This is a genomic window from Paraburkholderia sp. XV (assembly GCF_020177535.1).
Lineage (GTDB): Bacteria > Pseudomonadota > Gammaproteobacteria > Burkholderiales > Burkholderiaceae > Paraburkholderia > Paraburkholderia caribensis.
In genome coordinates, this window is record NZ_JAGUUD010000031.1 from 21,201 (window position 1) to 34,961 (window position 13,761).

Here is a 13,761-nt window from a genome sequence, read left to right on the forward strand (position 1 = left end):
CGCGCCCGTCGCGGCGCTAGACCGCGACCTTGACCTCGCTAATCAGGATCTTGCCGTTGCCGCCGTCCGTGTAATTCGGAATGTCGGCGAGCAATGTGTCGCTGGCGGGTTTGAAGACTTCATAAAATGCGTCTGTCGTATCGAACAGAAAATGGCCGGCCGCCACGAACGGCGGCGGCGAGCCCGGCGGCCCGGCGTTGATGCCAATATCGACCGACCAGCCCTTGAGCGCCGCGCCGAACAGCTTCGCGGCGAGCGGCATGTGCGTGCCGCAGTAATAGTCGACGTCGAAACGTCCGCCTTCTCGATACGGATAGAGGATGCTGACCTTGATCATTGTGCGTTCTCGTCGATTGGTCGCGATGCGCAGGAAGGCGTCGTGCGCCTGCTGCGTACCGTTGCCCGCGTGGTGGTCCAGCGTTGCCGGCGGGCCGTCCGTGCCGCCGCGCCCCGTCAGGGACGGCAGACATGACGGCCCGCTCATGCCGGACGTCACATTATCACGGCTTACTCGGCGCTTGCACCTTTCGCCGCGCCTTCGAGGGTGCGGGTCAGCGAGCGCTCGACTGCCGCGCCGATGGCGTCGACGGCGGCGGGCGGCGTCGCGCGTTGGCGCGCGAGCGAGACCGCGCGCCGCGACATCAGTCCGAACAGCACGCCATGATCGCCGCCGAGTTCCTCCATCAGCGACAGTTGCTTTTCCACCACGCCGAGGTCGCCGCGCGAAACCGGTCCCGCGAGCGCGTTGGCAAGGCCCCGGTCGCGCGCCGTTTCGAGCGTGCCCGCCATCATCGGGAGCAACGCGCGCAGCGCGTCGTGTTCGTCGAAGCCGAGCTTGCGCCACAGATTCACATTCTCAGCCAGACTGCATAAGGCGAAACTCGCCGCATAGTGGGCCGCCGCGTGGTACAGAAGCCGCCCGCCAGCGGGAATCGACAGCGGATGGCAGCGCAATGCGGCGGCGAGTGCCGTCAGCGCGTCCTTGAGCGCGCCGTCGGCCTCGATCGTCACCGAGCACCCGGCGATACGATCGACATCTGTCAAATCGCCGCTGAACAGGTAAAGTGGATGAAAACCGCCGATCGACGCGCCCTGGTCCCGCGCCGGGGCAAGCAGTTCGACGGACGACGCACCGCTGCAATGCACGACGGCCCAGGCTTCCTTGCCGGGCGCCGCGCGGGCGGGAAACGCGAGTGTGTTCGCTGTCGAACCGATGCTGTCATCGGGGACGGTTAAAAAGAGTATGTCCGCCGACTCGACGATCCGCTGAGGATCGTCATACGCGGCGCAGGATTCGATCTGACTGGCGAGCCGCCGTGCCGATTCGGGCGAGCGGCTCGCAATGGCCGTGACGGGATATCCGGCGCGTGCGAAGCCGGGCGCAAGGCAGCGCGCAATCCGGCCCGCGCCGACGAAGCCGAGGCGCGGCAGGGAAGGCTGGGACATGGTTCCTGCTCCCGACGGGACTGAACGAGGAAGCTCGAGTATCGCGCTCCAATAAATCCAGGGCGCGAACTGGCGGTTTCCGCAGGTGGTTTGGGCGCATGCCGACGCGCGTTTCGCGGTCAACTGATGCTTTCAGGGGCGCTCGCCACGCATGGTCGTGGCAGCACGGGCAAACAGGCGCGAAAACTGCTTCAGGATTTCCGTAGGAGTGGATTGGCAGTCACCTTGGTTTTCAATGTCTCGCAGTCAGAATCGGGAGGTTACGATGAGCATCTTTGCTTACCGAAAGCACTTGCGGTTCCTCACACATTCCCAACGCCGTCGCTGGTGGGATCAGAAGAAGCGTCTTACGCCTCGGGTCAAGATCAGCGGCGCTTATGTGCCGCCCAACGTCACGCGCGAGTTCACTTATGTGAAAGTCGGTTGACGCTCATTTCATTGCCGAACATGCGAAACGCCCGGCCACGCGCCGGGCGTTTTTCGTTTGCGCGGCGCTTTCCGGCCTTTTAGCTGCGACTGATGCGCGCCCGCAACGCAGACTGGTGAATTTGTAAATAAACATTACCAAAGCGCGCGAGGCCCGACTGGCAGGGACGGTGGGTACGCCCGATCTGCCGCCAACCGGCGGCCAAGCCCTTGATTTTCGCGATGATCTGCATCATCTGACCAATATAAAGAGGGCGCTGACCGACGGGCCGCTTTACGGTAATTGCAATTTGCAACAAATGCAGACAACGCCATGCAGGCTTTTTCGATACATTGAATTCGGAGCATGTCCGTCATGCGACCCGGCAGTGATAGCCGAGCCGCCAGGAGAAATACAAGTGAAGAAGATCATTCCGTTTATCGCTGCTGCCGCACTCGGGGTGGGCATGGCCACTGCGGCGCAGGCTCATGTGTCGGTTGGTATCGGCATCGGTGTGCCCGCGTATCCCGTGTATGCCGCGCCGCCGCCTGTGTATTACGCGCCTCCGCCGCCGCCTGTGGTCTACGCGCCGCCGCCCGTGGTTTATGCGCCGCCGCCTGTCGTCGTTGGCGGGTATTACGGCTATCACCGGCCTTATTACCGTCACGGCTATTACGGCCGTCCGTATTACCGCTATTGATGTTCTGGCTGCGTAGCCCAACGGCGCTACGCAAGTCGAATGGAAAAACGGCGCAACGCCGGCTGATCGCCGCGTTGCGCCGTTTGCATTTCACGGGCCGATCGCCTCGCGGCCATGACGCTTCTTATCAGCTTGCCGCGTGCGCAGTCTGAACGATCAGGTCGTGGTAGCCATTGACGATCACGCTGTACGAAAAATAAGCAAACAACAGCGCGGATAGCACGTGACAGATGCGCAGCAGACCCGTGCCCGCGCGTTTGCGCCCGTGGCTCGCCAGTCCGCAGATGAAAAGCGTCCAGCACAGCCCGCCGAGAAAAAATCCGCCGAGGAATACCGGCGCGGTCGTCACCGTCGTCGCGCCTGCCTTGGCGATCAGCGCCCCGCCGACAGCAGCGAACCACAGGATCGCGCTGGGCGACGAGACGGCGAGCAGCACGCCGCGCAGAAAGCCGCGCGCGGGATCGAGATGCGGCGTGGCGGCATCGGCTTCGCCTTCGACGGGAGGCGCCGAGGCGGGGACCAGCGCCTCGCGTGCCATCTTCCACGTAAGGAACAGCAGGATCGCCGCGCCGCCGATCCATACGACCCAGCGCACCGATTCGAATTGCAGCAGCGCTGCCATGCCCGCAAGCGCGAGGGCCGCGTAGATGAGATCGCCGAAACAGGAACCGAGGCCGAGCCAGAAGCCCGGTCTGAAGCCGTGTGACAACGTCAGCGAGATGATCGCGACGTTGACGAGACCGATATCGAGGCACAACGACAACGACAGAAAAAAACCATCCGACAACATCGACAAGCTATGCATCCGTCCAACCGTGTTGATGATTTGTTGTTATTGAAACCTTGCTCGACTCACAGACCGAGTTCGCTCCACAGTCCGTCGATGCGCGCTTTCACGGCATCGTCCATGACGATTGGGCGACCCCATTCGCGGTCGGTTTCGCCGGGCCATTTGTTGGTCGCGTCGAGCCCCATCTTCGAGCCGAGTCCCGCGACGGGCGACGCGAAATCCAGATAGTCGATTGGCGTGCGATCGACCAGCACGGTATCGCGCGTCGGGTCGATGCGCGTGGTGATGGCCCAGATCACTTCCTTCCAGTCGCGGATGTTCACGTCCTCGTCGACGACCACGATGAACTTCGTGTACATGAACTGCCGCAGGAAGCTCCACACGCCGAACATGACGCGCTTTGCGTGGCCCGGATAGCTCTTCTTCATCTGCACGATGGCCATCCGGTAGCTGCAGCCTTCGGGCGGCAGATAGAAGTCGGTGATCTCGGTGAACTGCTTCTGCAGCAGCGGCACGAACACCTCGTTCAGCGCGACGCCAAGCACGGCGGGCTCGTCGGGCGGCTTGCCGGTGTAAGTGGAGTGATAGATCGCGTCGCGGCGCATCGTGATGCGCTCGATCGTGAAGACGGGGAACCACTCCTGCTCGTTGTAGTAGCCGGTGTGATCGCCATACGGCCCTTCGAGCGCGTGCTCATAACCGGCGCTCGCGCCTTTCGACGGACGCGGCGGCGCGCCTGCGGGCGCGGGCGCCAACGCGCCTTCCTGCGGGTAGATGAAGCCTTCCAGCACGATCTCCGCGCGGGCGGGCACCTGCAGCGTATCGACGCCGGGCGTGATGCACTTCGCCAGCTCGGTGCGTCCGCCGCGCAGCAGGCCGGCGAACTGGTATTCGGACAGCGTGTCGGGCACGGGCGTCACCGCGCCGAGGATCGTCGCGGGATCGGCGCCGAGCACCACGGCGACGGGATACGGCTTGCCGGGGTGCTTCAGCGCGAACTCGCGGAAGTCCAGCGCGCCGCCGCGATGCGCGAGCCAGCGCATGATGACCTTGTTCCGCCCGATCACCTGTTGACGATAGATGCCGAGGTTCTGCCGCGTCTTGTTCGGCCCGCGGGTGACGGTCAGCCCCCAGGTGATCAGCGGTCCTGCGTCGCCGGGCCAACAGGTCTGGATGGGCAGCTTCGCAAGATCGACGTCATTGCCTTCCCAGACGATTTCCTGACAGGGCGGCGCGCTCACCGTCTTCGGCGCCATGTCCCACACGGCCTTCGCGAGCGAAAGCAGCTTGCCAGCGTCCTTGAGGCCCTTGGGCGGCTCCGGCTCCTTCAGCGCGGACAACAGCCGCCCGACATCGCGCAGCGACTCCAGCGCCGCGCTGTCGCTGTCGGCGGCGCCTTGCGCGGCGGTATCGATGCCCATGCCGAGCGCGACGCGCCGTGGCGTGCCGAACAGATTGCCGAGCACCGGGAACGCATGAGTCTGCTTCGACTCGAACAACAGCGCGGGCCCGCCCGCGCGCAGCACGCGATCGCACAGCTCGGTCATTTCCAGGATAGGCGACACGTTTTGCGGGATACGGCGCAGTTCGCCGAGCGTTTCGAGGCGGCTCGCGAAGTCGCGCAGGTCTTTGTATTTCATCGGTCCGGTCTGGCAGCCGTGAAGCGGCCATGCAAGGGCTGAAAACGGTGGCGAAGCGGGCGGCGCGGTGACATCAACCGACCAACAAGCGGCCCGAACGGATTGTCGATTTTACCTGCGTTAGGAAGCGCACGTTGAATACCGAATTTGCCAATCGGCCGGAAAGCCCCTTGCGCAGGGGGATTCGGCGGTCTGAACAGTGTTCATTATTACAATTGGTTATAGTTTTGACATTCTATAGTGTTGACGATCTATAAAACCCTGCTAGAATCCGGACACATTGGTTGCAGGGAATTGATAGTTTTTACCACCGTCCCCCGGTCCTTCAGACGCTACGCGTCGCTCTTACCGCCCCTGCTCGGTATTGACGGTCAAATGTAGTCTCCACCAGCGCATATCGACGCTGGTTTTTCGCGTGGGAGCCATCGTGTGCGTGCCTTTTCGGCATGCAGGCGGCCCTTTTTAAGGTTTTGGCCCCCCAACGGTACTTTTTGCCGTTTTCCCGACGTCGTTGTCGCCTTAACCAGAGCAGGCGGCGTCTTGGCTCTTTCGAACAGTAGTCCAGCCGGTCTTTTTTTCGGTGTTCGCGAAAGCCAGCAACATGGGAGATCTGAATGAACGCCTGGTTATCGTGGCGTCCCAACGAGCGGATCGCGCAAGTCATGCGCGGCGCGCTGCGTCAAGGGACGCGTGTAAGTCATCATCTTTTCAGCGTGGTTGGCGGGTTTGCAGTCCTGTTCGCGCTCACGCTGTGGCTGATGCCGAGCTGGCGCCTGACGCTGGCAACGCGGCTGATGCCCTTCATTACGGCCGCCGTGCAGGCTGGCCCCGCCCGTCTGCTGCAGGGCAACCCGCTGCCGTCGTTTGCGCCGCAACAGCGCGGCAACGCGGCGCCGCAAGACGATACGCTGTCGAGCTCGTCCATCTCGTCGAGCCCGGCGGACAACCCCAACACGGCGGCTGCCGCCGCTGACGCCGGCTACAACGTCGCCAGCGACAACAGCAGCTTCACGGCGCCGTCCGGTACGGGCGTGAGCACCGGGCTTTCTTCGGCTGCGCTCAACGGCCTCGACCCGCGCACGCTGCCCAGCGTCGGCACGATCGCTTCGATGATTCCGTCGCAACGCGTGTCGCCTGACGCCCGCGACGACCGCGTGCTGGTTTCCACCCGCGAGCAGGACCTCGTCGCGACCTTCATCGCGCGGCGCTATCGCGTCGCTCAGGAGCCCGTCAGCGAACTCGTGAAGGCTGCATTCGACACCGGCCGCGAAGTCGGCCTCGATCCGCTGCTGCTGCTCGCCGTGATGGCGATCGAGTCGGGCTTCAACCCGTACGCGGAAAGCGGCGTGGGCGCAAAGGGCCTCATGCAGGTGATGTCCACGGTTCACTCGGACAAGTTCCGCTACTTCGGCGGCCAGAGCGCGGCGCTCGAACCGCTCGCGAACATCAAGGTCGGCGCGATCGTGCTGAAGGATTGCATCGCGCGTGGCGGCTCGCTGCCGGGCGGTCTGCGCCTGTACGTCGGCTCGACGTCCCAGGACGACGGCGGTTACGGCGCGAAGGTGATGGCCGAGCGCACGCGCTTGCGCGATATCGCGCGTGGCCGCAAGGTGCCGATCAACTCTCCGCAGGCTCCGTCGACGGTGACGGCTTCGACCTCGTCGCCGGCAGCCGCCGCGTCGAACGGTGCGAACAAGCGCGTGCAGATGACGCTCGACGGCCACCCGTTGAGCGCCGCAACGCCCGTGAAGGGCGCGGAACAAGATGACGCAAGCGCGAATGCGGCGAAGCACGCGGCGCAGCAGCCTGAACTGGGCGCCTGATCGAGTTCGAACACGCTGGTTGCATAAGAGAAAAGGGCACCTTCGGGTGCCCTTTTTGTTCGATGGCGAGTTTTCTTACGTCTTGAGGCTAGTTTTCAGCGGTGCGCGGGCACCGCCGCCGCGCACTTACCCGCCGAACAGCTTCCGCAGACGCTCCACAGCCTCTTCGAGTTTCGAATATGCCGTCGCATACGACAGCCGGATATACTCGCGCGGCTGATACGAACCGAAGTCCATGCCTGGCACGAGCACGATACCCGCGTCGTGCAGCATCGCGCTCGTCAGCGCGGCGCTGTCCCCGGCGGCGGGATGCGCGACGCTGCGGCAGTCCGCATAGACATAGAAGGCGCCGTCCGGCATGACGGGCACCGTGAAGCCCAGCGATTCGAGCGCGGGCGCGATGAAATCCCGGCGGCGCTTGAACTCCAGCCGGCGCGTTTCGTAGATCGCGAGCGTATCCGGCTCGAAGCAGGCGAGCGCCGCGTGCTGCGCAAGCGCCGACGCGCAGATGAACAGATTCTGCGCGAGCTTCTCGAATGCGCCGACGAGCGCGGGCGGCACCACGAGCCAGCCCAGCCGCCAACCCGTCATGTTGAAGTACTTCGAAAAGCTGTTGACGGTGACGACATCCTCGCCGAACGACAGCGCCGACACGGGCGGCGCGTCATAACTCAAGCCCTGATAAATCTCGTCGACGATCGTGAAGCCGCCGCGCGCGCGGACCGCTTCGACGATGCGCTTCAGCTCTGCCGGCTCGATCGACGTGCCCGTCGGATTCGACGGCGAGGCGAGCAGCACGCCGCGCGTGCGCGCGTTCCACAGGCGCTCGACGTCATCGGCCGTCAACTGGAAGCGCTCGGCCGGGCCGCTTGGCACCAGCACAGGCTTGCCCTCGGCGGCGGCGACGAAATGGCGGTTGCACGGATAGCTCGGGTCGGGCATCAGCACTTCGTCGTCGCGGTCGACGAGCGCCGCGCACGCCAGCAACAGCGCCGCCGAAGCCCCTGCCGTCACGACGATTCGGGCGGGATCGATGTCCAGACCATACGCGTGCTTGTAATGACCGGCGATGGCCTCGCGCAGCGGGTGAATGCCGAGTGCGCTCGTGTACTGCGTGACGCCGCTGCGCAGCGCCCGCGTCGCGGCTTCGATCACGGGTTCCGGCGCGGTGAAATCGGGCTCGCCGATGCCCATATGGATGATGTCGCGCCCGGCGCGCTCCAGCAGTGCCGCTTGTTTCGCCAGCTCCATCACATAGAACGGCTGGATGGCGTCGACGCGGGCGGCCAGTTTCACGAGGGGTTCGGTCACGCTGTTCATTCGATGAGTCCAGTTCAATACAAAAGCGCGCGCAAAGCGGCGCAAAAAACAAAGGCGGGCCCGCGTAACGCCGGACCCGCCTGCATCGCCAACATCTGAAGCCAGCTACGCGCGTTGCGCGCGCTTACTGCTTGCGGCCGGCCGCCTGCGTTTCCGCCTCGCGGAGTTTCACCGACAGCTTGTCGAGCACGCCATTCACGTACTTGTAGCCGTCGGAGCCGCCGAAGGTCTTCGCGAGTTCGACTGCCTCGTTGATGACGACGCGATACGGAATGTCGACGTGATTCTTCAGCTCGTACGCGGCCACCAGCAGCACGGCGCGCTCGACGGGCGACAGCTGGTCGATCGGGCGGTCGAGGCAGGGCGTGAGGTCCGCGGACAAGGCTTCTGAATCGCGGATCACGCCATGCAGGATCGCGTCCAGATGTTCGTGGTCGGCCTTGTCGTAACCTTGGGCACCGCGCAACTGCGCGTCGATTTCACCTGCCGGCGAACCCGACAGCAGCCACTGATAAAGCCCCTGCGTGGCCAGTTCGCGGGAGCGTCGGCGTGCGCTCTTCATGCCCGTTCCTCTTCGTCGTCTTCGTCTTCGTCTTCCTCGTCGTCGCCGCCGTCCAGCTGTTCGAGCGCGACCGCAAGGTTTGCCATTTCGACAGCGGTGCGCGCCGCGTCACGACCCTTTTCGGTCATGCGGGCGACCGCCTGCTCGTCGCTTTCCGTCGTCAGCACGGCGTTTGCGATAGGCGTGCCGAAGTCGAGCGCAATGCGCGAAATGCCCGCGCCGCTTTCGTTCGACACGAGTTCGAAGTGATACGTCTCGCCGCGGATGACCGCGCCGAGCGCGATCAGTGCGTCGAACTGACCGCTTTCAGCGAGCTTTTGCAGCGCGAGCGGGATTTCCAGCGCGCCCGGCACGGTGACGAGCAGCACGTCTTCACCCGTCACGCCGAGGCGTTCGAGTTCTTCGATGCATGCGTCTGCGAGGCCGTTGCAGACGGGTTCGTTAAAGCGCGACTGGACGATGCCGATGCGCAGACCGTCGCCGTCGAGATTCGGTTGATATTGTCCGATTTCCATGTGAGATCCGTAGTGTGTTGGTTGAGCGCAGATACGCGGGAACTGGGCGAAAACTGGTCGTGAAAGCAGTTGATGCGTTCAGCAGTTTTGCGGCTTTTCGGCCGCGCTGCCCGGCATCGGCACGAAGCCGGTGACTTCGAGCCCATAGCCGGACATGCTGCCGAGCTTGCGAGGGTTCGACAGCACCTGCATCTTGCCGACACCGAGTTCGCGCAAAATCTGCGCGCCGATGCCATACGTCTTGAAGTCCACCGGGCGGCGCTTGAGCGCCTCGGCCCGGCTCTTTTCGTCGAATGCCTTGAACACGTCGATCATGTGTTCCTTCGAGTCGCCGCAGTTCAGCAGCACGATCACACCATGATCGCGCGCGGCGATTTCCTTCATGGCGGCGTCGAGCGTCCACGAGTGCGTGGACGTGCCGACTTCCAGCAGATCCAGCACCGAGAGCGGCTCGTGCACGCGCACCATGGTTTCGCGGTCCGGCGTGGGCGTGCCGCGCACCAGCGCCATGTGCGGCTGGCCGCTCGGCTGGTCCAGATACATCACTGCGCGGAACGGCCCGTGCACGGTTTGCATGGTGCGTTCGCAGACGCGTTCGACGATCGATTCCGTGCGGCTGCGATAGTGGATCAGGTCGGCGATCGTGCCGATCTTCAGGCCGTGTTCTTCGGCGAACGTCAGCAGGTCGGGCAGGCGCGCCATCGTGCCGTCGTCCTTGATGATTTCGCAGATCACGGCAGCGGGCGTGAGGCCCGCGAGCGCCGTGAAATCGCAACCGGCCTCGGTGTGGCCCGCCCGCACCAGCACGCCGCCCGGCTGCGCCATGATCGGAAACACGTGGCCCGGCTGGACGATGTCTTCGGTGCGCGCGTTCGCCGCAACGGCCGTGGCGATGGTATGCGCGCGGTCCGCCGCCGAAATGCCCGTGGTGACGCCTTCTGCAGCCTCGATGCTGACGGTGAACGCCGTGCCGTACTGCGTGCCGTTGCGGTGCGTCATCAGCGGCAGGTTGAGCAGCCGGCAGCGCTCCTGCGTGAGCGTCAGACAGATCAGGCCGCGGCCGTAGCGCGCCATGAAGTTGATCGCTTCCGGCGTGATGAATTCCGCTGCGATGACGAGGTCGCCCTCGTTTTCGCGATCTTCTTCGTCGACAAGAATCACCATCCGGCCCGCTTTGAGCTCGGCGATGATTTCAAGGGTGGAGGCGAGGGTCATGTTGGCGAGAAGTTTGGGAAAGCGCGTATTTTACGCCACGCCGCCCCGCAAGTCGCCCGTCCGAACGGCATATGCCGTCCGGACGAATGTTCAGCCGCGAAGAGTGGCGCGAGACTACTTCGGTGCGTTGAGCATGCGCTCCACGTAGCGCGCGATCAGGTCGATCTCCAGATTGACCCTCGTCCCTTCCTTCAAGGCCTTGAGCGTGGTCACTTCAACCGTATGCGGAATCAGATTGATCGAAAATTCACAGCCGTCGTCGCGGTCCGTCACCGAGTTCACGGTGAGGCTCACGCCGTTCACGGTGATCGAGCCTTTGTACGCGAGGTACTTGCCGATCTCGCGCGGCGCCAGCACGCGCAGTTCGTGCGATTCGCCCACGCGCGCGAAGCGCGTCACCGTGCCGAGCCCGTCCACATGGCCCGAGACGATATGGCCGCCAAGACGATCGTGCGAGCGCAGCGCCTTTTCGAGGTTCACTTCGCCCGTGTCGCCGAGGCCCACCGTGCGGTTCAGGCTTTCGCGTGACACGTCGACGTCGAAGGAAGCCGGCGTTTTGTCGATCACGGTCATGCACGCGCCCTGGATTGCGATGCTGTCGCCCAGTTGCACGTCGTCGAGATCGAGGCCGCCCGCTTCGACGGTCAGGCGGACGCCTGCGTCCGGTTCGTTGCCGAGCGGCTTGATCGCTGCAATGCGGCCGACAGCCGCGACGATTCCCGTAAACATCGTGTCGTGTCCTCTATCTATCGGTCAGTGCGCGGGCGGCGTCGGCAGCAGGCGCGCGAGAATCCGCACGTCACTGCCAATCCGGTCCACGGCATGAAATTCGAGTTGCGTGCGCACATCCAGCGAGCCGGGCGCGGCGAGATTGAACATGCTCATCGATTCGTTGCCGAGCAGGCTTGGCGCGAGATAAACCAGCAATTCGTCGACGCAGCCTTCGCGCAACAGCGAGCCGTTCAGCTTGTAGCCGGCTTCGACATGCAGTTCGTTGACCTCGCGCTTCGCGAGCTCTTCGAGCATGCGCGGCAGATCGACCTTGCCGTTCTCGTTCGCGAGCGGCACGATCTCGGCGCCGCGGTCGTGCAGCACGGCGGCGCGCTCTTCGAGCAGGGGCGTGAGCGTGCTGCAGAAAATCAGCGTCGGCGCGCCGGCCAGAATCTGCGCTTCGGGCGGCACTTCCAGCTGGCTGTCGATCAACACGCGGTGCGGCTGGCGGGGTGTATCGACGGCGCGCACGGTCATGCGCGGATTGTCTTCCTTCACGGTGCCGATGCCCGTCAGGATCGCCGATGCGCGGGCGCGCCACGCATGCCCGTCGTTGCGCGCCGCTTCGCCCGTGATCCACTGGCTTTCGCCCGACGGCAAACCCGTGCGGCCATCCAGCGAGGCTGCCACCTTCATCCGCACCCACGGCCTGCCGCGCATCATCCGCGAGACGAAACCGATGTTCAGTTCGCGCGCTTCCGTTTCGAGCAGGCCGCAGCGCACTTCGATACCTGCTTCGCGCAGCATCGTCAGGCCGCGTCCCGACACGCGCGGGTTCGGATCTTCCATCGCGGCGACCACGCGCGCGACCTTCGCCTCGATCAGCGCGTTCGCGCACGGCGGCGTGCGGCCGAAGTGGCTGCACGGCTCGAGCGTCACGTAGGCGGTCGCGCCGCGCGTATCGTTGCCGCGACTGCGCGCGTCCTTGAGCGCCTGGATTTCCGCGTGATCGTGTCCGGCAGGCTGCGTGTAGCCTTCGCCGATCACCTCGCCGTTTCTCACCAGCACGCAACCGACGCGCGGATTCGGGTCGGTCGTGTACAGGCCGCGCCAGGCGAGGGCCAGCGCACGTTCCATGTGGACGAAATCGTTCTGCGAAAACATCGGCTTCGGGTTATCCGTTCAGTATTTCGTCGTAGTGGCTCAGGCGAGCGACTTGAATGCGCCGCGCGCGGCTTCGATGGTGGCGTCGACGATCGCGTCGTCATGCGCGCTCGACACAAAGCCTGCTTCATACGCCGACGGCGCGAAGTAGACGCCCGCATCCAGCATCTTGTGGAAGAACGTGTTGAAGCGCGGCACGTCGCAGCGCGAGATTTCCGCGAAGCTGCCCGGCACCGATTCCGAGAAGTACAGGCCGAACATGCCGCCCACGGAATCCGCCGCGAACGGCACCTTGGCTTCGCGCGCGGCTTGCGTGAGACCTTGAACGAGGCGGGTGGTCTGACGCGACAGCGCGTCGTAGAAGCCCGGCGCCTGGATCAGTTGCAGCGTCTTGAGGCCAGCAGCGACGGCGATGGGGTTGCCCGACAGCGTGCCCGCCTGATACACGCCGCCCAGCGGCGCGAGATGGGCCATGATGTCGCGCCGTCCGCCGAAGGCCGCCGCCGGCATGCCGCCGCCGATCACCTTGCCGAGGCAGGTGAGGTCCGGCGTGATGCCATACAGTTCTTGCGCGCCGCCCAGCGCGACGCGGAAACCGCACATGACTTCGTCGAAGATCAGCACTGCGCCGTATTCGGTGCACAGGCGCCGCAGCGCGCCGAGAAACTCCGGCGTCGCGCGCACGAGGTTCATGTTGCCCGCCACCGGCTCGACGATCACGGAAGCGATCTCGTTGCCGAATCCCTTGAACGCTTCTTCGAGCGCGGCGACGTTGTTGTATTCGAGCACGGTGGTGTGCTTCGCGATATCGACGGGCACGCCCGCCGAGGTCGGGTTGCCGAACGTCAGCAAGCCGGAGCCAGCCTTCACGAGCAGGCTGTCCGCGTGGCCGTGATAGCAGCCTTCGAACTTGACGATGCGGCTGCGGTTCGTGAAGCCACGCGCAAGGCGCAGCGCGCTCATGGTCGCTTCCGTGCCGCTCGACACCATCCGCACCTGTTCCATCGAAGGCACCAGCTTGCAGATTTCCTCGGCTATCTCGATCTCGGCTTCAGTCGGCGCGCCGAACGAGAAGCCGTTCACCAGCACGCGCTGCACGGCTTCCAGCACGTCGGGATGCACGTGGCCGACGATCATCGGTCCCCAGGAGCCGATGTAGTCGATATAGCGCTTGCCCTCGGCGTCCCAGAAGTACGCGCCTTGCGCGCGCTCGATGAAACGCGGCGTGCCGCCGACCGAACGGAAGGCGCGCACGGGCGAGTTGACGCCGCCCGGAATGGTTTTCTGGGCGCGGTCGAAGAGTTCTTGATTGCTGGACATGAGCGTTGGACCTGCTTGGGTTGGGCTCGCGCGTCGGGCGGCTATGACGGGCGCGAATGCGGTACAAGGGCGATATCGATGCGGTGCAAAGGCTTGCCGCGAAGCGCGCAGCATTCGCGCGAGCCTGGGAATGACCTCACGAAATTGTA

At 64.5% G+C, this 13,761-nt stretch carries 15 protein-coding genes; 3 read left to right on the forward strand and 12 right to left on the reverse strand.

Annotated features, from left to right (window positions below; all coding sequences use genetic code 11):
* Positions 1-16: 16 nt before the first annotated feature.
* A complete protein-coding gene (locus KFO72_RS17080) occupies positions 17-337 on the reverse strand; it encodes an EthD family reductase (protein WP_054933969.1) in 321 nt (106 codons plus the stop codon).
* 170 nt (positions 338-507) lie between these two features.
* Complete coding sequence (locus KFO72_RS17085; RefSeq protein ID WP_225032651.1) at positions 508-1,446, reverse strand: Rossmann-like and DUF2520 domain-containing protein; 939 nt, start codon at positions 1,444-1,446, stop codon at positions 508-510.
* A gap of 265 nt (positions 1,447-1,711) precedes the next feature.
* Between KFO72_RS17085 and KFO72_RS17090 the strand changes: the two genes are divergently transcribed.
* A complete protein-coding gene (locus KFO72_RS17090) occupies positions 1,712-1,873 on the forward strand; it encodes a hypothetical protein (RefSeq protein ID WP_007735200.1) in 162 nt (53 codons plus the stop codon).
* A gap of 79 nt (positions 1,874-1,952) precedes the next feature.
* Here KFO72_RS17090 and KFO72_RS17095 read toward each other — a convergent pair whose 3' ends face one another.
* Positions 1,953-2,171 carry a hypothetical protein gene (locus tag KFO72_RS17095; RefSeq protein ID WP_225032652.1) on the reverse strand — a complete coding sequence of 73 codons (219 nt, stop codon included), beginning with the start codon at positions 2,169-2,171 and terminating at the stop codon, positions 1,953-1,955.
* A gap of 99 nt (positions 2,172-2,270) precedes the next feature.
* Here KFO72_RS17095 and KFO72_RS17100 point away from each other — a divergent pair, with 99 nt between their 5' ends.
* Positions 2,271-2,552, forward strand: a complete 282-nt coding sequence (locus tag KFO72_RS17100; RefSeq protein ID WP_054933970.1) for a hypothetical protein — start codon at positions 2,271-2,273, stop codon at positions 2,550-2,552.
* A gap of 127 nt (positions 2,553-2,679) precedes the next feature.
* On the opposite strand, the gene KFO72_RS17105 is transcribed toward KFO72_RS17100, so the two are convergent.
* Together KFO72_RS17105 and KFO72_RS17110 are read right to left on the reverse strand one after the other, a co-directional pair.
* Positions 2,680-3,357: a LysE family translocator gene (locus KFO72_RS17105; RefSeq protein ID WP_035986098.1), complete on the reverse strand. Its 678-nt coding sequence runs from the start codon at positions 3,355-3,357 to the stop codon at positions 2,680-2,682.
* A 47-nt stretch (positions 3,358-3,404) separates the two neighbouring features.
* Entirely contained in the window at positions 3,405-4,982 is a 1,578-nt protein-coding gene (locus KFO72_RS17110) for a UbiD family decarboxylase (protein ID WP_225032653.1), read from the reverse strand.
* A 614-nt stretch (positions 4,983-5,596) separates the two neighbouring features.
* On the opposite strand from KFO72_RS17110, the gene KFO72_RS17115 reads away from it, so the two are divergent.
* Positions 5,597-6,805: a transglycosylase SLT domain-containing protein gene (locus KFO72_RS17115; protein WP_176054272.1), complete on the forward strand. Its 1,209-nt coding sequence runs from the start codon at positions 5,597-5,599 to the stop codon at positions 6,803-6,805.
* Positions 6,806-6,931: 126 nt separating this feature from the next.
* On the opposite strand, the gene KFO72_RS17120 is transcribed toward KFO72_RS17115, so the two are convergent.
* From KFO72_RS17120 to hemL, 7 genes are all read right to left on the reverse strand, one after another.
* Positions 6,932-8,125, reverse strand: a complete 1,194-nt coding sequence (locus tag KFO72_RS17120; RefSeq protein WP_225032654.1) for a pyridoxal phosphate-dependent aminotransferase — start codon at positions 8,123-8,125, stop codon at positions 6,932-6,934.
* A gap of 124 nt (positions 8,126-8,249) precedes the next feature.
* A complete protein-coding gene (gene nusB / locus KFO72_RS17125; protein ID WP_007749953.1) occupies positions 8,250-8,687 on the reverse strand; it encodes a transcription antitermination factor NusB in 438 nt (145 codons plus the stop codon).
* Positions 8,684-9,202, reverse strand: coding sequence for a 6,7-dimethyl-8-ribityllumazine synthase (gene ribH, locus KFO72_RS17130; protein WP_054933963.1), 519 nt, complete (start codon positions 9,200-9,202; stop codon positions 8,684-8,686). Before ribH ends, nusB begins: the two co-directional genes overlap by 4 nt.
* A 78-nt stretch (positions 9,203-9,280) precedes the next feature.
* Positions 9,281-10,417 (reverse strand): bifunctional 3,4-dihydroxy-2-butanone-4-phosphate synthase/GTP cyclohydrolase II, encoded by a 1,137-nt coding sequence (ribBA, locus tag KFO72_RS17135; protein ID WP_042310510.1) that lies wholly within the window; start codon positions 10,415-10,417, stop codon positions 9,281-9,283.
* 114 nt (positions 10,418-10,531) lie between these two features.
* Positions 10,532-11,146: a riboflavin synthase gene (locus tag KFO72_RS17140; protein ID WP_054933964.1), complete on the reverse strand. Its 615-nt coding sequence runs from the start codon at positions 11,144-11,146 to the stop codon at positions 10,532-10,534.
* Positions 11,147-11,170: 24 nt separating this feature from the next.
* Entirely contained in the window at positions 11,171-12,292 is a 1,122-nt protein-coding gene (ribD, locus tag KFO72_RS17145) for a bifunctional diaminohydroxyphosphoribosylaminopyrimidine deaminase/5-amino-6-(5-phosphoribosylamino)uracil reductase RibD (RefSeq protein WP_054933965.1), read from the reverse strand.
* Between the two features lie 39 nt (positions 12,293-12,331).
* Positions 12,332-13,612 (reverse strand): glutamate-1-semialdehyde 2,1-aminomutase, encoded by a 1,281-nt coding sequence (gene hemL, locus KFO72_RS17150; protein WP_225032655.1) that lies wholly within the window; start codon positions 13,610-13,612, stop codon positions 12,332-12,334.
* Between the last annotated feature and the right edge of the window lie 149 nt (positions 13,613-13,761).